Annotated in this window: 18 protein-coding genes; 15 read left to right on the forward strand and 3 right to left on the reverse strand. The window is 49.1% G+C overall.

What is annotated here, in order from left to right:
- Window positions 1-245 precede the first annotated feature (245 nt).
- From ACKU35_RS00135 to ACKU35_RS00175, 9 genes are all read left to right on the forward strand, one after another.
- Window positions 246-854 (forward strand): flavodoxin family protein, encoded by a 609-nt coding sequence (locus ACKU35_RS00135; RefSeq protein ID WP_319761939.1) that lies wholly within the window; start codon window positions 246-248, stop codon window positions 852-854.
- Window positions 841-1,212, forward strand: coding sequence for a response regulator (locus ACKU35_RS00140; protein WP_319761941.1), 372 nt, complete (start codon window positions 841-843; stop codon window positions 1,210-1,212). Before ACKU35_RS00135 ends, ACKU35_RS00140 begins: the two co-directional genes overlap by 14 nt.
- A gap of 12 nt (window positions 1,213-1,224) precedes the next feature.
- Complete coding sequence (locus ACKU35_RS00145) at window positions 1,225-1,968, forward strand: ComF family protein (RefSeq protein ID WP_319761943.1); 744 nt, start codon at window positions 1,225-1,227, stop codon at window positions 1,966-1,968.
- A 71-nt stretch (window positions 1,969-2,039) separates the two neighbouring features.
- On the forward strand, window positions 2,040-5,129 hold the full coding sequence (locus ACKU35_RS00150; RefSeq protein ID WP_319761945.1) for a DUF5714 domain-containing protein: 3,090 nt from the start codon (window positions 2,040-2,042) through the stop codon (window positions 5,127-5,129).
- Between the two features lie 69 nt (window positions 5,130-5,198).
- Window positions 5,199-5,510, forward strand: coding sequence for a 50S ribosomal protein L21 (gene rplU, locus ACKU35_RS00155; protein ID WP_319761947.1), 312 nt, complete (start codon window positions 5,199-5,201; stop codon window positions 5,508-5,510).
- A gap of 33 nt (window positions 5,511-5,543) precedes the next feature.
- Window positions 5,544-5,813 (forward strand): 50S ribosomal protein L27, encoded by a 270-nt coding sequence (gene rpmA, locus ACKU35_RS00160; RefSeq protein ID WP_319761950.1) that lies wholly within the window; start codon window positions 5,544-5,546, stop codon window positions 5,811-5,813.
- Window positions 5,814-5,924: 111 nt separating this feature from the next.
- On the forward strand, window positions 5,925-6,983 hold the full coding sequence (gene obgE, locus ACKU35_RS00165; RefSeq protein ID WP_319761952.1) for a GTPase ObgE: 1,059 nt from the start codon (window positions 5,925-5,927) through the stop codon (window positions 6,981-6,983).
- Window positions 6,949-8,091, forward strand: coding sequence for a glutamate 5-kinase (gene proB / locus ACKU35_RS00170; protein WP_319761953.1), 1,143 nt, complete (start codon window positions 6,949-6,951; stop codon window positions 8,089-8,091). The genes obgE and proB overlap by 35 nt, the downstream gene beginning before the upstream one ends.
- 226 nt (window positions 8,092-8,317) lie before the next feature.
- Window positions 8,318-9,598, forward strand: a complete 1,281-nt coding sequence (locus ACKU35_RS00175) for a hypothetical protein (RefSeq protein WP_319761954.1) — start codon at window positions 8,318-8,320, stop codon at window positions 9,596-9,598.
- Between the two features lie 127 nt (window positions 9,599-9,725).
- Here the strand turns inward: ACKU35_RS00175 and ACKU35_RS00180 are convergent, their stop codons facing one another.
- Entirely contained in the window at window positions 9,726-10,484 is a 759-nt protein-coding gene (locus ACKU35_RS00180) for a potassium channel family protein (RefSeq protein ID WP_319761956.1), read from the reverse strand.
- Between the two features lie 141 nt (window positions 10,485-10,625).
- On the opposite strand from ACKU35_RS00180, the gene ACKU35_RS00185 reads away from it, so the two are divergent.
- Entirely contained in the window at window positions 10,626-11,804 is a 1,179-nt protein-coding gene (locus tag ACKU35_RS00185; RefSeq protein WP_319761958.1) for an MFS transporter, read from the forward strand.
- Between the two features lie 222 nt (window positions 11,805-12,026).
- Here the strand turns inward: ACKU35_RS00185 and ACKU35_RS00190 are convergent, their stop codons facing one another.
- Together ACKU35_RS00190 and ACKU35_RS00195 are read right to left on the reverse strand one after the other, a co-directional pair.
- Window positions 12,027-12,383: a PilZ domain-containing protein gene (locus ACKU35_RS00190; protein WP_319761960.1), complete on the reverse strand. Its 357-nt coding sequence runs from the start codon at window positions 12,381-12,383 to the stop codon at window positions 12,027-12,029.
- A 39-nt stretch (window positions 12,384-12,422) separates the two neighbouring features.
- Entirely contained in the window at window positions 12,423-12,611 is a 189-nt protein-coding gene (locus tag ACKU35_RS00195; RefSeq protein WP_319761962.1) for a hypothetical protein, read from the reverse strand.
- 357 nt (window positions 12,612-12,968) lie between these two features.
- On the opposite strand from ACKU35_RS00195, the gene satP reads away from it, so the two are divergent.
- The 5 genes from satP to ACKU35_RS00220 all read left to right on the forward strand — a co-directional run bounded on the left by satP (window position 12,969) and on the right by ACKU35_RS00220 (window position 18,708).
- Window positions 12,969-13,526, forward strand: a complete 558-nt coding sequence (gene satP, locus ACKU35_RS00200; RefSeq protein ID WP_319761964.1) for an acetate uptake transporter — start codon at window positions 12,969-12,971, stop codon at window positions 13,524-13,526.
- A gap of 182 nt (window positions 13,527-13,708) precedes the next feature.
- On the forward strand, window positions 13,709-14,593 hold the full coding sequence (gene argB / locus ACKU35_RS00205; RefSeq protein WP_319761966.1) for an acetylglutamate kinase: 885 nt from the start codon (window positions 13,709-13,711) through the stop codon (window positions 14,591-14,593).
- Window positions 14,594-14,607: 14 nt separating this feature from the next.
- Window positions 14,608-15,312 carry a molybdopterin-guanine dinucleotide biosynthesis protein MobB gene (locus tag ACKU35_RS00210; RefSeq protein ID WP_319761968.1) on the forward strand — a complete coding sequence of 235 codons (705 nt, stop codon included), beginning with the start codon at window positions 14,608-14,610 and terminating at the stop codon, window positions 15,310-15,312.
- A gap of 161 nt (window positions 15,313-15,473) precedes the next feature.
- The gene (gene glp, locus ACKU35_RS00215) at window positions 15,474-16,715 is read left to right on the forward strand and encodes a gephyrin-like molybdotransferase Glp (protein WP_319761970.1); all 1,242 of its coding nucleotides are present in this window, start codon (window positions 15,474-15,476) and stop codon (window positions 16,713-16,715) included.
- A gap of 61 nt (window positions 16,716-16,776) precedes the next feature.
- Window positions 16,777-18,708, forward strand: a complete 1,932-nt coding sequence (locus ACKU35_RS00220) for a molybdopterin biosynthesis protein (protein WP_319761972.1) — start codon at window positions 16,777-16,779, stop codon at window positions 18,706-18,708.
- The last annotated feature ends 6 nt before the right edge of the window (window positions 18,709-18,714 follow it).

Consider the following 18,714-nt stretch of genomic DNA (forward strand, 5'->3'; position numbering starts at 1 on the left):
ATGAGTGATCAGAAATTAGTCGATGTCCGTAACAAGTGTTGAGGCGTAGGACTGGAGGTAGGTTGGTACCTCCGTTTTGCCCGGACCGATAAGATAACCGCCCTTGTAGATAAAGGGACGGAAGACCAGTTGCGTCATCAGCTGGAAATTCTGCCGGAATGGGATCTTGAATTGTTTGAAGAGGATGACCATGTTCGCGCGGTCTTCCACAGCAAATTGCCAAGAGGCAAAAAAAGCGATTAAACATGAAACAGCTTCCGGTAATCTTTGCCTGCAGCCATCACAGGGATGGCAACAGTGACCACGCCGCCGCACTTTTTCTGAAAGGGATACGTTCCGCAGGAGGTGACGCGGAAATGATCTATCTGGGCGATATGGACTTCAGGCATTGCACAGGATGCCTGAAATGCCGCACAGCTGAGAGTCATCGCTGCATCTTCGCCGCCAAGGATAGAGCTCAGGAATTATACGAAAAAATTATCCATGCCCCTTTCACTTTTTTCTCCTCTCCCATATACTTCTACCATCTGCCCTCCCGGTTGAAGACCTTTATTGACCGGGGTCAGTGGGCTTTTGAAGCTGCAATGGGCAAATCAGGACTATTTAACACTATTCCCCGACGCTCGGCTTACGCATGTTTTGTAGCCGGAAGGCCTCAGGGCGAAAAATTATTTGAAGGTTCGGAACTGTCCCTCAAATTTTTCCTGAGATTCTTTAAGGCTGACCTTCATCCGGCAATCAATTTTCGGGGAATAGATGAACCGGGCGACCTTAGCAGTGCCCCGGAGAAATGCGACATTATACTCAAAGCCGGTAAAACGGCATGGAAAGAGATACACAATGAGTTTTTATGATAGCGAATTAAAAGTGCTGGTAGCAGAAGACTCTCCACCCATGCGGCTGGTTCTGAAAACCTACCTCGGCAAACTCGGCATAACTCCGCAATTTGCCGAAAACGGCCGTGAGGCCCTTCGCATATTGCATGAGGACAGCTTTGATATGGCCTTCATGGATGTACACATGCCGGAACTAGACGGTCGGGAAGTTGTCGCCGAGATACGCGGTGAAGGACAAAATGTTCCAATCATCGCCATGACCACAGGCGATGACCCGGAACTGCTGACCAGCTGTATTGAATCCGGATACAGCAGCATCCTGCTCAAACCCATCATGAAAGAAGATGTCTTTCGGCTGGTGGAAAAGTTCCGTTAATTTAGTTTGCTGATGCACTTGCGGCTTATTCAATACTTATCACCGGTTGTTGCGTTTAAAAACCTGAAAAATATTTTTAATGAAAAACGCTGCCCGGCCTGTCAGAAGATTCACCCCGGCAAAGGGCTGTGCAAAGTCTGCCTGTCCCTCATAAAAGAAAGACCGAAAAACCTCTGCATCATCTGCGGAGAAGAACTTAATTCCCCGGATGCGGGGGAACTGCCCTGCATAACCTGCCAGACTATCCCGCGCAATTTCAGCAGGCTGTATTTCTACGGAGTACATGAAGGTCTGCTACGCGAAATGATCCTCGGCTGGAAATTCAACAACCGATACTGTTTCAATTCCCCCTTTCAGAAATTTATAGCCCAGACCTGCCGGCAAATTGAAATAGAAAATTTACCGGATCTGATTATCCCCGTCCCTCTGCACACATCCAGATTACGTGAGCGCGGGTTCAACCAGTCCCTTATTCTAGCTCAGGGCGCGAACCGGGCCACCGGTGCGGCACTCTCCACCAAAGCCTTACTCCGAACACGCAAAACCATCCCTCAGACGGAACTGAGCGGTGCTGAAAGACGTAAAAATCTGCATACAGCATTTCACGCAGTTCCTGCGCTTGTGGCAGGCAGGAAGATCCTCCTTGTTGATGACGTGTACACCACAGGGTCTACTGTAGATGAATGCTCACGGGCATTGCTTGAGTCCGGTGCCAAGCAGGTAGAAGTGATGACCCTTGCGCGGGCCTTGATCTAATGCGTACTTATAGGTAATTTTTATTTTTTACCTAAAGTTATCTCAATAGACATTTCCCAAGGAGACCGGAATTGCCCTTTAATATTTCAGAATGGACCCGCATTATCCACGCTCAGACTCCTGTTTACATCCGGCCGGAATCGCCGGACTGGTTTGTTCCCACCCCTTCGGGGGACTCTTTGCTCAGCGATATGCAGAAGAATCCAGGCAGGGAACTGGGCTTGGAAGAAAAGCGTTTCCTGATGCGTCTGCCCGATGCTGCGGAAAAATCCTATCCCGGCAGATATGCATTGCTGAAAACAAAAACACTGCGTGAACTCTGGTTTCACATTACTGACAATTGCAATATGTCCTGTTCCCACTGCCTGTTCTCATCCTCCCCGCAGACCAAACGGGAGTTGCCTGCAGAACGGGTACTGGAGCTTACTGCGCAGGCGGAAAAACTGGGTTGCAGAATGTTCGCCCTCACTGGCGGGGAACCGCTGGTCCACAAAGGGCTGGACCGGATTCTAAACCGCATGTTGGAGATCGAGTCCAGCCATGTAGCCGTGCTGACCAACGGTCTGGCTGTAAAAAAATTCTTCTCCGCCCACCGGTATGATTTCAGCCGCCTGCACTTACAGATAAGCGTGGACGGCATAGGAAAAACCCACGACAAGCTTCGCGGCAAAGGTATGTTTGCCTCTCTCGAAAAGTCGCTGAACTGGCTTTCAGCTGAAGGAATTCCCTTCACCCTTTCCATGTGCGTGACCAAATCCAACGTGGAAGAGATGAAGGAGGTGGTTGAATTCGCTGCCGAAACCGGAGCCTCCAATGTTCATTTCATGTGGTATTTTGTACGCGGACGCGGTGAATACGAACAATTTGTTGAGCCGGAAAGGATTTACCCTCACCTTTTGAAAGCGTGGGAAACCGGCGAAAGAACCGGAGTGACTATTGATAATGTTGAAGCGGTCAAAAGCATGATTTTCGCGCCTTGCGGAACTGTGCATGACGGTTCAACTGCCGGGTGGGAATCCCTTGCCGTAGGCCCGGATGAGAAGCTCTACCCTTCCGCTGCAACCGTCGGCATAGACGAGATATCCACCTGTATTAATAATGACTTAGGACTAGCATGGAAGAAAAGCACCGTTCTTGAAGAGTTACGTAAAAGCAGTGGTAAAAATCTCAGCACCCCATTCAAATTGATCCTCGGCGGTGGCGACACTGATCACAGCTACATGCATAAAAGCAGCTTCACCGGGGATGATCCGTACAGCTCTCTTTACGAAAAACTTGCGCTGGAATTAATCTGCCGAAAGGCAGCGCAATCACTTCAAAATGAAAAACCCGGGCTGTTATTGAAAATGGGAGACAGGCTGGACCGCTGCTCGGGGCATGGCGAAGTGGCTTTAACCCACACCAACTGCCTGCTGGCCGTTGCCGGAAACAACAGCCTTGCCATAGTCAAAGATTTTTATACCGAAGCCGCGGATAAAGCCAAAGAAGATATCCTTAATCCCGCCTGCTACCACCCCGATATAATGAGTCATATACCGGAACAATTCCGTTTCCGGGGCTATGGCTGCGGTTCACCGGTTATGGACGCAGGAATCACTGAAGGCGAACACGTTGTTGATCTGGGAAGCGGACGGGGCATCGAGTGTTTCATAGCCGCCAAACAGGTGGGACGAAACGGAAAAGTAACCGGGATAGACATGCTTGATCCCATGCTGGACCATGCCCGAGAAGGTCAGGCCGCTGTCGCGGAAAAACTCGGCTATAACAACATGGATTTCCGCAAAGGATATCTTGAGACACTGCCTATCGATGAAAACTGCGCCGACCTTCTGCTTTCCAACTGTGTGCTGAACCTTTCCACCGACAAACGGCGTACCTTTGCGGAGATGTTCCGGGTACTTAAACCCGGAGGAAGATTGACCGTATCCGATGTGGTCTGCGAAACGGAGCCGGGCCCCGAGATACGCAATGACGACACGCTGCACGGAGAATGCATCGCCGGAGCACAGACCCAGAAAAATCTCTGCGGACTGCTTGAAGAAGCAGGATTCGAGTCTCTGATGATGATCAAACGCTTTCCCTACCGGACTGTGGGCGGACACCAATTTTATTCCCTGACTTTTTCAGCCCGCAAGCCTATTGCGACTGAAATGGTCAAGACTGTTTATCGCGGACCGCTGTCCACAGCCGTTACACCAGCCGGGAGCATCCTTATTCCGGGGAGTGTGGCTGAAATTTCAAGGCAGGAAGCTGATCTGCTTGGGGAACAACTTTTTATTATAAATGAAGAAGGTGCGGTGGACAATGTTTTCATCGGCGAATCCTGCTGCCCCACCCCGGATTCATTTGATAAACCCGAAGCAAACAAACAGCCTGAACAAAAACATGCGAATATTTCCATGAAAACAATGGCAGGCTGCATGGTCTGCGGCGCAGAGCTGGAATACCTGACCGAATACCGCGAAATGACCTGCGCCTTCTGTGGAGAGAAGCACGAGGCCAACGGGCATTGCGTTAATGATCATTTTGTTTGCGACAAATGCCACAGCGAAGACGGCATGGCTGTACTGCCCCATCTGCTGAAATCCAGCACGGAAAAGGACATGATCGCCCTGCTTGTAAAGGCTCGCAACCACCCGGCAATACCCATGCACGGACCGGAACACCATGCTCTGGTTCCGGGCGTAATTGCGGCAGCCTACAGAAACTGCGGCGGAGCTATTGACGACAGGGTCATAGATACGGCAGTATCACGCGGTTCCAAGATCGCCGGAGGATTTTGCGGATTCATGGGAGTCTGCGGTGCAGCCATCGGTGTGGGAACGGCCATGAGTGCCATTCTGGAGGCAACCCCGTTAACAGCGTCTAAACGCTCCATTGTCCAGAAAGGTACTCTTAGCGCCCTTAAACTGATTTCGGAGATAGAAGCTCCGCGCTGCTGCCAGCGCGACAGCTGGCTGGCTCTTAAGGCGGCGGCACAGGCATCCGAGGAAGTTCTGGGCTTGCAGTTAAAAGCTGATACGCATATACTATGTGATCAGATGAACACCAATAAAGAATGCATGGGACAAAATTGCCCGGTAATTAGAAACAATAAGGGCAATCAACCACCTGTGATTCAACTTCTGGGGTCGATAACAGATTCTGAAAAAAAAGTATAAAACCTACTTGACTTTTCCACCTAGATACGAATATCTTCCCCTCTCTTACGTGACGGAGGTAAGCAAAAAATGTATGCAATAATTGAGACTGGCGGCAAGCAGTTCCGCGTTGAAGAAGGCCTGGAACTCAACGTCCAGAAAATGGACGCTGAAGCAGGCACTAAAGTCGATCTGGATAAAATTCTTCTTATCGGTCAGGGCGAAGACGTTAAAATCGGCGCTCCTTATGTTGAAGGTGCGAAGGTTTCCTGCACAGTAGTTGAACATGGTCGTGATAAAAAGATCATCGTTTTCAAAAAAAGACGCAGGAAAGACTCTCAGACCAAACAGGGTCATCGTCAGGACTACACAAGAATCAAAGTGGAAGCCATTCAGGCTTAAGCTTGACGACAGAACCTACTAAGGAGGCTAATAATGGCTCATAAGAAAGCGGGCGGTAGCTCGAAGAACGGTCGCGATAGTAATGCCCAAAGACGCGGTGTTAAACGTTTTGGTGGTCAGGAAGTACTGGCTGGCAACATTCTTGTTCGCCAGGTTGGTAGTAAAGTCCACGCAGGTAAAAACGTTGGTACCGGTAAAGACTGGACTTTGTTTGCACTGGTAGACGGTGTTGTGCAGTACGAAAAGTACGTGCGCAAAAACCGTGTAAAAACCAGAGTTCACATCGTTCCTGCAGAAGCCTAGACATTAGGCGAAAGCACTTTTTCAGGCAGGGGTCGCATTCAATTATGCGTCCCCTGCCTTTTCGTGTTATTTTGCCTTTGGAAATCACCCAACGGCAAACAGGTAAATATTATGAAATTTATTGATGAAGCTACGATTACGGTTCGTTCCGGAAAAGGCGGCAAGGGCTGCGTGGCCTTCCGCAGGGAAAGATTTATACCCAAAGGCGGACCCAGCGGAGGCGATGGCGGCAAAGGCGGAGACCTTATCATGCGCGGTAGCTCCAAGCTGCTGACTCTCTACGACTTCCGCCTCAAAAGGGTTTACGACGCCAAGAACGGAGACCCCGGGCAGGGACGCGACAAATACGGTCGTGCTGCCGATGACCTGATCGTAGATCTCCCGCTCGGTACACTTGTATACGAAGTGGACCCCGAAGATGGCAGCGAAAAGCTGATCGCGGACCTTACTGAAGAAGGCCGTGAAATTGTCATCTGCAAAGGCGGTGACGGCGGTCGCGGCAACATCCACTTCAAATCCTCCACCAACCAGACCCCGCGTCAGGCTGAAGAAGGATTCCCCGGAGAGGAAAAGCGCATCCGCCTGCAACTCAAGATCATTGCGGACGTAGGCCTTCTCGGTCTGCCGAATGCAGGTAAATCCACCTTTATTTCCAAAATTTCCGCGGCAAAACCTAAAATTGCCGCCTACCCTTTCACGACCCTCGTTCCCAACCTCGGAGTTGTGGATGATGACATGGGCAGCAAGCTGGTCATCGCCGACATTCCGGGTCTGATCGAAGGAGCCAGTGAAGGGCTGGGACTGGGGCACCGCTTCCTCAAACATGTGGAACGGACCAGATTTCTCGTGCATATCCTCAGCGCGGAGGACTTGAGCCTTGAGGATCCTTTTGAAGGATTCAAAATGCTTGATGAAGAACTGCGCATTTTTGATGAGGAAATGGCCGCGAAAACCCAGCTGCGGGTCATCAACAAAATCGACCTGCTTTCTGAAGAAGACCTTGCAGCGATCAAGGCAAAAGCTGATGAAGCAGGCGAGAAAATTTATTTCATATCCGCTCTCCACAGCGATGGGGTTCAGGAACTCCTGAGTGACATGTGGGACAGATTCAAAGCCATGAATCAAGAGGAAGCAGATGAGCAGGACGCAGAACAGGATCAAGACTCTTAAAGAAGCTAAGCGTATTGTTGTTAAAATCGGCAGCGCGGTACTAACCACGGCAGAGGGAATCAATCTCGGCCTGATCTGCCGCCTTGCCGACCAGCTGGCCACACTGCACGAACGCGGTGTGGATATTGTACTGGTTTCATCAGGAGCTGTTGCAGCCGGCAGGAATTCCATTCCGTCCGAGGCTAAACTGGATGATCTGCCTGCGCGTCAGGCGGCATCGGCCATCGGCCAGTCCCGGCTCATGCATGAATATGACGAAACCTTTCGCCGATTCGGTCTCGTTACTTCACAGGTCCTGCTTACCCGTGACGACCTAAAGCTCCGCGACCGTTTCCTCAATGCCCGCAACACTCTTTCCAGACTGCTGGAATGGCGGGTGATCCCGATCATCAACGAAAACGATACCGTGGCCGTTCAGGAACTGGAATTCGGAGATAACGACACTCTGGCCAGCCTGATTTTGAATGTTGTAGAGGCTGATCTCTTCGTAAACCTCACTTCTGCTGACGGTGTTTTCGATAAAAATCCCGATAAAAATCCTGACGCAAAACCGCTGGCCTACATCGAGAACATTCACAACCTCGATCTAGATGCCATGTGTGACGGCAAAACAGCTGTCGGTTCCGGCGGCATGTTTTCCAAGATGCGCGCAGCAAACCGTGCAGCTCAACTCGGTGTACCGACCCTGATTCTCTCGGGGAAAGACCGCATGATCATCGAACGAGTTTTTAACGGCGAAGAGTGCGGTACATGGATTGTACCGGATGAAAAATCTGTTTCCAGACGCAAATACTGGCTGGCGTATCATTGTGATCCTGCCGGTGATCTGGTCATAGATGCCGGAGCGGAGAAAGCATTGCTCGCAGGTGGAAAAAGTCTACTTCCAGCCGGGATCAGCGAAGTCAAAGGCGATTTCAAAGCCGGTGAACTGGTGCGGGTCATCGGGCAGAACGGTAAATCCTTAGCCGTAGGACTGGCCAGCTACAGTGCCGAAGACATTCAAAAAATTAAAGGATGTAAATCCTGCGAAATTGAATCCATCCTCGACAAATGCCCATACCCGGAAGCTATCCACCGGGACAATCTACTGCTGGACGCCGCTTTGTAGAATTCCGTCCGGTAGGCGATTTAACTACCGCAACTAAAATCTATTGTTATAATTTTCAGGACAGGTCTCGTGACCTGTCCTATTTTTTTACTTGATGGACATAATCTCAGTGCCTAAATTATTTTAGTTTTATTTTTTTATAAAATAGCCATAAAGTTTCCACCAAATATGCCGATTATTATAATACAAATATTACATTTAAATTTCACAATTGGGAAATATTGAAATGCGCATCGGTTCAACGCTCGGCAACACAACTAATAGCAGCGACCCCAATTCATATCTGGGGAATTTTACCAGTGCGATGCGCGCACGCCGAGCCAAGCAGGAATCTTTCCAGAATTTTTGCCAATCCATCGAAGACAAAAAAAATTTCAGCACTTCCGCGACTAACCGCGCACCTAAACAACCCCGCCCACAGCAGCCTCATAGGTACAACCCGGAAGTTGCAATCCAAAAAGTTGTCCAAACGACTGCTGCTTATCTTGATTTTAAAGTCGGGCAGATTTTTGAAAACGATAAATCTAAACTTCTTTCCGGCAAACCCGATTCTGAGTACCAAAACAGCCTGAAACAACTCACTAAAGCCATCGATGGTCAAGACTATGATAACGCCCACAAAATCCTTGAGAAATTTTACAAAGGAGATTCAGATCAAGTTATCGCCAAAATCGAAAAGACCCTGGATAAGGTTGAGGATAAATTCTGGGGAGATATAAAAAAAGTTCTAGGTCAGATGCGGGAAGTCCAAGGACTTACCCTGTCCGAAGGAGTTGCAGATCAGAATGCGATATCCGGCTATGATATAATTGATAAAGCCATTGAGAACGCCAGACACAAAAACAGTTCTCTTTCCGACACTGATTTTTCATCACTTCTCTCTAACGCTCGAGAAGATTCTATTAATTATGCGGTAAATAGACTGAAAAACGAAGACAAAAAAGTCCAAAACACTACCGATGCAGAAGAAACCATCCAGTCCGTCTCTGTTTATACCAAACATTTTCTGTTCAACAGTCAAAGCTATGCCGACAAATTCACTGACAATGAACTGGCCGTTAGCTCACAGGTAGAGAGAAGCAAAGACACAACAAAGGCAATGCGTGTCCGCAGACATATTATCCACAACGACAACCGCTTCAGCCAGATTACAGATGAAGAAATCGCACGAAGTGCTGGACTTTCGATGGCACGCACAAGCCAGCTAGGTTCCAAAATACAAAAAATGGGTGACACCGTCATCGATGAACTGGGCGATCTGCTTTCAAAAAGCAAACGCGAAAACATAACTCCCCAAGCTGAAGAACTTTCTGAAACTGATAAAAAAAGTTTTGAAATGAATGTGCCTGAAGAGATCGTCATCAATGAAGACTGGAAAACAAAACGGGAAGACCTTATGAGCCTCATGGTTGAGGAAACCTTAAGCTATTCACGAAAGATGACCGCACGACGCAAAAACCAGCAGCATTACAACACATCAACTTCATCATTTTCCTTCCGAGTTTGATCAAATGATGAAGTTAACCTTGCCTTCCTTCCGATTTCTCATTGAAAAATTTTAACAAAAATGAGGAAGCAATTAAAAAAGATCAGGCCGAACAAACTAGATGGGATGATTATTTCAGCGGATAGGCCTAAGTAATATCTTTTTCATCTGCGGCAGTCCGTTCATTAACGGGATTTGCTGAATTCTTCTGGGACAGGAACGCCCCGAGGATACCGGCAATAAATACAGCAAGATACATCTGCCCAAAAAGGCCCTGCAAAATAACCAGCGACCGGGCCATCAGCGAAACAGGGAGAATATCCCCATATCCGACGGTTAGCATGGTTATGTAGCTGAAATAGGTTAAAGCTCCCCTGATGACAAAAATATTTTCAGATAAATCAATACCTGAAAAAGATCCGTTCTTCAAAATTTCGCAAAGGCTGTAAGCATCGGCCCAAGCCAATCCGGCCAGCATATAGATACAAATTGCCCCTGAAATCAAATCCCGTGTGACTCTTTTCTGCAGCCACATGAACCGCTGAATCCCCCATATCGCGATAATCAGCATAAGCATATCCGCACACTCGCTACCCGCAAGCCAGTTCATATCCCGTGTGCGAATAAATAAGATCGAGCAGACCAGCGAGACCCCATATAGCACGAAATAGCCGCAGAGTTTGGCCTTGTCGGTTATGATCGCAGAAACAGCAGAGAGGAGCACCAGATAGGTATAAAAATACAGAACCTGTTGCAGAAGAAGAGATTCCCCAGCAATGGGCGTTATAAAAATCTGCACCACCAGAAATGCAAGTAGAACCGTGAATTTTGAAGGGCTGTACTTGAAAATACGGTAGAGCTTGAACATGAACGGGCTGTATCTGAATTCTTTGTTTGATCCGGTCATGTCCTTTTATTACCTTATAAAACCCCGCAATTCCATATTTTTATACTCGTTGACCCCGATTTGCCGCTATCGGATGGTTGCTAAGCGATTCAATTGGGCGTAGCTTTCGGGCTTCAAATTATCCCAAAGGACTGAGCTAAAATGGAACCTTTATATAAAAACAAGAACTTACAGATAATCTTTTCCGTAACCCTCATGGCTATCATGGGTGTTTCAAGTATAATCCCGGCCCTGCCTGATATGATCCGTGAATTTGGAATATCCGCATCTACTATCGGACTAATCTTCACCATTTTCACCCTGCCCGGCATCATTTTTTCCCCCCTTGCAGGGATCTTCGCAGACCGACTGGGACGTAAAAAAATACTCGTGCCGGCCCTGCTTATTTTCGGAATTTTCGGAACCGCATGTTTTTTTGCCCCTGATTTCAAGTCACTGCTAATACTGCGTTTTATTCAGGGAGTCGGGGCCTCGGCCATCGGGGTTATCAACCTGACCATCATCGGGGATTTATTCACTGGAAATGACAGAATCAAGGCAATGGGACTTAATGCCGGGGTATTAAGCATGGGTACAGCCATTTTCCCGGCTATCGGCGGAATACTGGCTCAAATCAGCTGGGAAGCACCTTTCCTTCTCTCACTCAGTGCTCTGCCGCTGGCATGGCTGGTCGCGTTCAAGCTCGATAACCCTGAGCCGTCCGGCAATGGAAATTTTAAAAAATATATGAAAGCGGCCTTACAAGGCATGCGTAGAAGAGACGTTTTAAGCCTTTTCGCCATCTCCCTGCTAACCTTCATTATACTGTACGGTCCCATCATAACCTATCTGCCGCTGCTGCTTAATTCCCGTTTCGAGGCATCGCCGTTAATGATCGGAATAGTCATATCCAGCGCATCTTTCATCACAGCACTGGCCGCATCTCAGATGGGCTATCTCGCCCGCTTCATGTCACAGCCGATGATGATCTCCCTATCCGCCTTCGCGTACGCAGCAGCCATGATCATGCTCCCAACCGCAGATTCCGCGCTGTGGTGCATTCTGCCTGTCTGTATGTTCGGGCTGGGCCAAGGCCTGAATATGCCCAACTCAATGTCCATGCTCACAGCCATCGCACCTATGGAACACAGAGCTATTTTCATGTCGGTAAACGGAATGCTGTTACGTGCGGGACAGACAATCGCCCCTATTCTGATGGGACTGGTTTACTCCGGGTTCAGCCTTGAAGCTGTCTTTTACGCTGGAGCAATCGTCGCTGCGGCCATATTCGTTGTTTCCTCATTTTACTTAAGAGGGTATGAAGCAGAAACAGTGCAGTAAATAAATCTGTTAGTAATGATGAGTTAAAATCAAAATTAAAAACTACATTCCCGGAATAAATTATGAAAACTGGAATCAGAGCACATATGAAGCATATTTTTAATCCGCTTCATATCTACTGTAGACTCATGGACAGGGGGGTCTCCTCGTCAGTTGCAAAAAAAATGGCACTTATCTATGAATTCTGTTTATTCAAACCGATAACTTTCTCTCTCCCGGCAATTAAACATCAAAAGCGGGAGAAATAAGCTCGTTATCTATTGAATCCGCATCCTCAGCATTGAATTGAATGAGCCTGCGCAGGTGGGTAAAACTCATCTCATCCATATGATGAAAATCAGCTGCAAGGCCGCTTTCATCCGAACGAACGACTTTAGCGTTGACCCTGATTATGGCTTCTTCTGAAAGTGGAATTGAGACCTCGCATTCATCACCTACGTAAAACCCTCTCACCGGATCACATAGGATTCCCTTCAAACTGATATTATGCGAGTCCACAAAGGCATCAATCTCTTCCTTATGCAGCACAACCCTGAACCCAGCATTCACCCGTGTTCTACGCCTTTTATTCTGATCCATAGAAACTCCGATAAATATTAAAGAAACAACAACGCTTTTTTAATTTCTGTTACTAAATATTCGGGTCTTCTTCAATACCGTATAAAAAATAAAATCCTCAAATCGAACAAAAGTAGCAGCAAAAGCTGGTGCTATACCTCTGTAGATCAAAGCTAACGGTAAGGGGCTTTCCTGCCAACCATGAACAACATTCATTGAGATATGGGGGGCCAAAGCTGCTACTGCCATCCGGACTTCCTTCCCAGTATTTTAAATAGTTCTGGTTTCATCTCCCGCTTCATACTATACTAGTTATAAATATTTTTTGTGGAATCCAAAAATTTATCCGTTAATCTCGACAGAAAAAGACTGGTCAAGAATTCATTATCTACGCAGGTCAACATCATAAAAGGAGTTAATTTATAAGGCAAAAGCATTTACAACTTGCAATTAAATGCATTTCAATCTAGTTGAATGGGCGCTCACTATTCACAAAAAACACACCCATACTCCACCAAACATTCCCCTCACATTTTCGCTGTAACAGACCGGCAGTGGAGGACCGGACCAAGTGTGTTTTGAAAGACTTATTTTTAGGAGATACAAATGGAATCAAAACTCGCAAACCCCGCCCCGTTGGGCCTGATGGGATTCGGCATGACCACCATCCTGCTGAACATTCATAACGCAGGATTTTTCCCTCTCGGTTCCATGGTTTTGGCCATGGGCATTTTCTACGGCGGCATAGCCCAGGTCATCGCCGGAGTGATGGAATTCAAAAAAGGCAACACCTTCGGCACCACAGCCTTTACTTCCTATGGTCTGTTCTGGCTGACTCTGGTTGCCCTGATCGTCATGCCCAAGATGGGTCTTGCCGACCCCACCCCGCATGAATTCATGGGCTGCTACCTGCTCCTATGGGGTATATTCACTCTGTTCATGTTCCTTGGAACCCTGAAAAGCAACAAAGTGCTGCAGTTCATTTTCTTCTCCCTGACCGTACTTTTCTTCCTGCTCGCTATCGGTGATTTCTCCGGCAACCACTCCATCAGCACTATTGCAGGCTGGGAAGGGATTGTCTGCGGAGCTTCCGCATTCTACCTTGCCATGGCTGAAGTAATCAACGAACAGTTTGGGCGCACTGTCCTGCCTATCGGCGAATAGAATACTCACTTCTCATGAAAGTACTAAGGCCGCGCAGCATAAAGCTGTGCGGCCTTTTTTAATACCACGCCGCAACGAATAATCCCGCCCTTCCCCTCTCCCGACTTTTAAATTATAGATAGCGGACGCCCTGCGGAGCCTATACCCGCGCGGGCATCAAAAACGTTCAGGAGAAAATAGATATGAATATGGAACACGATATTACAAGAGCTAAATTTTTGATTGAATCGCTGCCGTACATCAAGGAATTCTACGGCGAAACCGTCGTCATCAAATACGGTGGCAACGCAATGATTGACGAGACCCTGAAAAAAGCATTCGCCCTGAACATAATTCTGCTGAAATACATCGGAATCAATCCGGTTGTCGTACACGGCGGAGGACCGCAGATTCAAAAAATGCTCAGCGCGCTGAACATCGACAGCCATTTCAAGAGTGGCTACCGGGTCACCGACGAAGCCACCATGGATGTAGTTGAAATGGTTCTCGTCGGTCAGGTAAATAAACAGATCGTAAATCTCATAAACCTGAACGGTGGCCGGGCGGTAGGTCTTTCCGGTAAAGACGGAATGCTCATAAAAGCTGAACAGAAAGAACTCGTTATCGAATCCGAAACCAAAGCGCCGGAAATCATCGATCTCGGCAAAGTAGGCGAAGTTACCGAGGTCAACACCACCCTGATAGAATCCCTGCAGAGCGACGGATTCATCCCTGTTATCGCTCCCGTTGGTGTGGATGAAGCAGGCTCAACCTATAATATAAATGCCGACTCTGTTGCCGGATCTGTGGCCGCGGCTATGAATGCCAAACGTCTTCATCTGCTGACCGACGTTCAGGGACTGCTTGATAAAGATAAAAATCTGATATCCTCCCTGACTTGCCGTGAAGCGGCTGAAGCTATCGATTCCGGGGTGGCTCAGGGTGGCATGATTCCCAAGTTGAGCTGCTGCCTTGAAGCGGTACACAGCGGAGTGGAAAAAGCGCATATCATTGACGGACGGGTCGAGAACTGTGTGCTGCTGGAACTTTTCACCAAGAACGGTATCGGCACTGAAATTATCGGCTAATCCGGAGGAATTACATGAAAGCGATCGCCATAGTCGGCAAGAAGAAAACCGGCAAGACTACAATGGGTCTTGCTCTGGTTAAGAAGCTCACAGAAAAGGGTTATAAAGTTGGGGTCCTTAAGCATTCCCACCACGGATTTGACGGAGCTGAGGGAGCAGACACCGAGAAATATAAAGGAATTGCCTCCTGTGTGGCCGCCTACTCTCCCGCTGAATCATTTGTTTCATGGAAGCAGGAGCGCACGGTGCAGGATCTCGTTCCGCTTATGGATGCCGACATCATCGTTATGGAAGGCGGAAACAAAGTGGGCTGGCTGCCCCGTGTAATCATGGTTCGTGAGGATAATGACGACAAGGAATTTTATCCCGAACTGGCCTTGAAACAGCTCCCGGCCTGCACACCGGAAACCCCGCCCTCCGAAGAGCTGCTGGAAGAACTGGCCGATCTGGTTCTGGAAAAGGGATTTATCCTGCCCGGACTAAACTGCGGAGCCTGCGGACGTGACTTCTGTATGGATTTTGTTGCTGATATCATAGCCGGAAAAGCCCGCGTTTCAGGCTGTCAGGCCATGAAGACACAGATGTCGGTGACCTGCAATGGCGCCGAGCTCGGGTTCAACCCCTTTGTAGCCGACATGCTTTCCGCCGGGATTACCGCTATGCTTAAGCAGCTAAAAGGCTACGTGCCCGGTGACATTGAGATTAAGATTAAAAATTAAAATGCCCGGTCAGGGGCGCTCCCCGTCCTGAGCTCCACTATTTTATAGTAAATTTGCTGTTAACGCCGAACTTAAAACAATTAAAAGTTTTTGAAGAGTCCAGAGAAACTTTTTACAAAAAGTTTCTCCGGCCCTCGGAGAGCCGCCGGAGGCATCCATTAATGAGCCATGATTTTTTTAAAATTATCAGCAGGGTAGATTTTGAGGCCCTGCTGAACTCTTTTGAATCCGTTGGAACTAAACGGGTTTCCATTTCCGACGCGTTCGGTCTGGTGCTCGGTGAAGATATTATTTCACCGGAGGATCTTCCCCCGGCCAACCGTTCCTGCATGGACGGATATGCGGTCAACGCCCGTGACGCTTTCGGCGCAACAGAGGGAAACCCCGCCTATCTGGAATGTTCCGCTACCCTTAAAGTGGACGAGAATCCTGAATTTGAACTTCAGCCCGGCGAATGCGCGGCCATTCCTACAGGCGGAACCCTGCCCGAGGGGGCTGACGCAGTAGTCATGGTTGAGCATACGCAGGAGCTTGGTTCCGGAACCATCGAAATCCGCAAATCATCCGCTCCGGGTGAACATATCATGCTCAAAGGAGAAGATGTCACCAAAGGAGATACCGTTTTTCAAGCAGGACACAAAGTCCGCTTTCAGGACGTAGGGCTGCTTGCTGCGCTTGGCATCAAGGATGTTACCATTTATCGCCAGCCACGGGTGGGCATTATATCCACAGGGGATGAGCTGGTTGAGATAGACTCCCCGCAAAAGGTGGGAACTATCCGTGACGTAAATTCCCACACTCTGCGCTGTCTTGTAAATGAAGCGGGCGCAAAGGCCGTCAACTACGGTATTGTAGGCGATAAACTTGATAAACTTATGGCGACGCTTACGCAGGCCATAGCGGAAAATGATCTGGTTCTTCTTTCCGGAGGCAGCTCAGTGGGCATGCGCGACCTGACCGTTCAGGCAATTGAATCCATGGAGGATTCCGAAATCCTCGCCCACGGGGTGGCAATCAGCCCCGGCAAACCGACCATCCTCGGCCGGGTCGGGACCAAACCGGTAATGGGATTACCCGGACAGGTTACTTCGGTACAGGTTGTCATGCTGGCACTGGTGGTCCCCTTCATCCGACACCTCATGAGTGAAAAAGACGCTTTCTCAGGCACAGATCGCATGCAGGTGCAGGCTGAACTGGGCCGCAACACCGTATCCAAACCGGGACGCGAAGATTACGTACGCATGAAGCTGAGCCACCGCGAAGGACTTTTACCCCTCGCTGAACCTGTTTACGGAAAATCGGGCCTGCTTAAAACCATGATTAAGGCCTACGGGTTGATGATCATCCCCGCCGACACAGAAGGCTTCTACGCCGGAGACACGGTAAGCATCTGGAAAATTTGATCTCAGAAGCGAAGCAACGAATAACCGCACAGGCAAAGCTGACAAAAGAAGGAAATAAGTTATGAGTGACCGCAATATCTACCTCAAAACCATCCCCGTCCCCGAAGCCGTGAAAACCGCCATGGCCGCCCTTGACCGCGAGACTCTGGTCAGGACAGAAACAATAGCGGTACACGAAGCGCTCGGCCGGGTAACAGCCGAAGCTGTCATTGCACGTTGCTCTTCCCCCACATATCACTCCGCTGCCATGGACGGATACGCGGTAAAAAGCGACACGACCTTTACAGCACGCGAAGGACAGCCTCTGCAGCTGAAAAAAGACAAAGACTGCATTGCGGTCAACACCGGGAATCCGTTGCCTGACGGGATGGACGCCATCATCATGATTGAACATGTGGTCGATGAGGGTGAAAACATCGCAATCGAAGCCCCGGCCTTTCCGTGGCAGCATGTGCGCCGTATAGGTGAAGACATCGTAGCAACTGAAATGCTGCTGCCCCGAAAACACACAATTTCCGCTTTCGATATGGGAGCGTTACTTTCCGCCGGGATCTACGAAATCAAAGTCTACGAAAAAATCAGGATGACCTTCATCCCCACCGGCGATGAGGTCCTGCCCTTTGCAGACCGTCCCACCCCTAAACCGGGGGAAGTCATCGAATCCAACTCGCAGGTATTTAAATCTCTGGCAGCCGGACTGGATGTGGAATTTGCATTCACTTCTCCGGTTAAAGACCGTGAAGAAAAACTCACCGCCGCGGTACAGGAAGCTCTTAAGGATTCACACATTGTGGTGGTCGGGGCTGGTTCTTCCGCGGGCAGCAAGGATTTCACGCGCATAGTTTTTGAAAAGCTGGGTAACCTGCTGGTCCACGGCATCGCGGTTATGCCCGGTAAACCCACCGTTCTGGGAACAGCGCAAGGAAAACTGCTGGTAGGGGCACCGGGCTACCCTGTAAGCGCTGTGGTCTGCTTCGAGGACGTGCTGACTCCTATTATTTCATGGCTGGCCGGTAAACATAAACCGCAACGTGAGACTGTTCAGGTTCGCCTCGCCAGACGCACACCCTCCAAGCCCGGTCAGGAAGAGATCGTTCGTTTGGCTGTTGGTGAGGTGGATAATGAATACATCGGCGTGCCTCTTTCACGGGGCGCGGGGATGATAACCACCCTGACCAAAGCGCAGGGCTTCACCCGTATTCCTGCGGATAGTGAAGGTGTGGAACTTGACTCCACCGTGGATGTGGAGCTTTTCTCCAGCCGCGCTGAGCTGGATAAAGTGCTTATGCACGTGGGAAGTCACGACAACACCATCGACATGCTTGCCGATATGCTCATGGACGGCGATAATCCCCTGCGGCTGGTATCAACCCACGCCGGTTCCATGGGCGGTCTAACCGCGCTGAAGAATAATATGGCCCTTTTTGCCGGAGCACATCTTTTTGATCCGGACACAGATGATTTCAACTTTCCTTTCATTGAAAAATATCTGCCCGGTCTGGAAGTAACGGTTATCAATCTGGCTATCCGCCATCAGGGCTTTATTGTTCCCAAAGGCAACCCCGGTAACATTGAAGGTATCCACTCACTCGGCGGAGGAAAAATTAATTTTATCAACCGCCAGCGCGGTGCCGGAACCAGAATCCTTTTCGATTATCACATGAAAAAAGCGGGCCTCAAACCTGCGGACATCCTCGGCTACGACCGCGAAGAATTCACCCACATGGCCGTTGCCGCCAACGTGCTTACCGGAGCGGCCGACTGCGGACTTGGAATCTATGCCGCAGCCAAGGCGCTGGGTCTCGATTTCGTGCCGCTGGCCCACGAACGCTACGATCTGGTCATCCCGCAAAAACATATGGAAGACGGCAGGATAAAGACCTTGCTGAAACTCATCAAATCCGATCAGGTTAAAAAAGAGATCAGCAGACTGGGCGGATATGAAACGGATCTCAGCGGGCAGGAAATGAAGCCGGGAATGGGGCTGGGATAAAACACG

Origin of the sequence: Maridesulfovibrio sp. (assembly GCF_963676065.1) — a bacterium.
Classification (GTDB): domain Bacteria; phylum Desulfobacterota; class Desulfovibrionia; order Desulfovibrionales; family Desulfovibrionaceae; genus Maridesulfovibrio.

What these genes read in the sequence shown, in the direction of transcription:
- ACKU35_RS00190 (WP_319761960.1), bottom strand. Translation starts at nt 12,383, where the DNA reads ATGGATCAGAATAAAAGGCGTAGAACACGGGTGAATGCTGGGTTCAGG.
- ACKU35_RS00175 (WP_319761954.1), top strand. Translation starts at nt 8,318, where the DNA reads ATGCGCATCGGTTCAACGCTCGGCAACACAACTAATAGCAGCGACCCC.
- ACKU35_RS00185 (WP_319761958.1), top strand. Translation starts at nt 10,626, where the DNA reads ATGGAACCTTTATATAAAAACAAGAACTTACAGATAATCTTTTCCGTA.
- satP (WP_319761964.1), top strand. Translation starts at nt 12,969, where the DNA reads ATGGAATCAAAACTCGCAAACCCCGCCCCGTTGGGCCTGATGGGATTC.
- ACKU35_RS00145 (WP_319761943.1), top strand. Translation starts at nt 1,225, where the DNA reads ATGCACTTGCGGCTTATTCAATACTTATCACCGGTTGTTGCGTTTAAA.
- glp (WP_319761970.1), top strand. Translation starts at nt 15,474, where the DNA reads ATGAGCCATGATTTTTTTAAAATTATCAGCAGGGTAGATTTTGAGGCC.
- ACKU35_RS00195 (WP_319761962.1), bottom strand. Translation starts at nt 12,611, where the DNA reads ATGGCAGTAGCAGCTTTGGCCCCCCATATCTCAATGAATGTTGTTCAT.
- rplU (WP_319761947.1), top strand. Translation starts at nt 5,199, where the DNA reads ATGTATGCAATAATTGAGACTGGCGGCAAGCAGTTCCGCGTTGAAGAA.
- ACKU35_RS00180 (WP_319761956.1), bottom strand. Translation starts at nt 10,484, where the DNA reads ATGACCGGATCAAACAAAGAATTCAGATACAGCCCGTTCATGTTCAAG.
- ACKU35_RS00140 (WP_319761941.1), top strand. Translation starts at nt 841, where the DNA reads ATGAGTTTTTATGATAGCGAATTAAAAGTGCTGGTAGCAGAAGACTCT.
- obgE (WP_319761952.1), top strand. Translation starts at nt 5,925, where the DNA reads ATGAAATTTATTGATGAAGCTACGATTACGGTTCGTTCCGGAAAAGGC.
- argB (WP_319761966.1), top strand. Translation starts at nt 13,709, where the DNA reads ATGAATATGGAACACGATATTACAAGAGCTAAATTTTTGATTGAATCG.
- ACKU35_RS00135 (WP_319761939.1), top strand. Translation starts at nt 246, where the DNA reads ATGAAACAGCTTCCGGTAATCTTTGCCTGCAGCCATCACAGGGATGGC.
- ACKU35_RS00220 (WP_319761972.1), top strand. Translation starts at nt 16,777, where the DNA reads ATGAGTGACCGCAATATCTACCTCAAAACCATCCCCGTCCCCGAAGCC.
- proB (WP_319761953.1), top strand. Translation starts at nt 6,949, where the DNA reads ATGAGCAGGACGCAGAACAGGATCAAGACTCTTAAAGAAGCTAAGCGT.
- ACKU35_RS00210 (WP_319761968.1), top strand. Translation starts at nt 14,608, where the DNA reads ATGAAAGCGATCGCCATAGTCGGCAAGAAGAAAACCGGCAAGACTACA.
- rpmA (WP_319761950.1), top strand. Translation starts at nt 5,544, where the DNA reads ATGGCTCATAAGAAAGCGGGCGGTAGCTCGAAGAACGGTCGCGATAGT.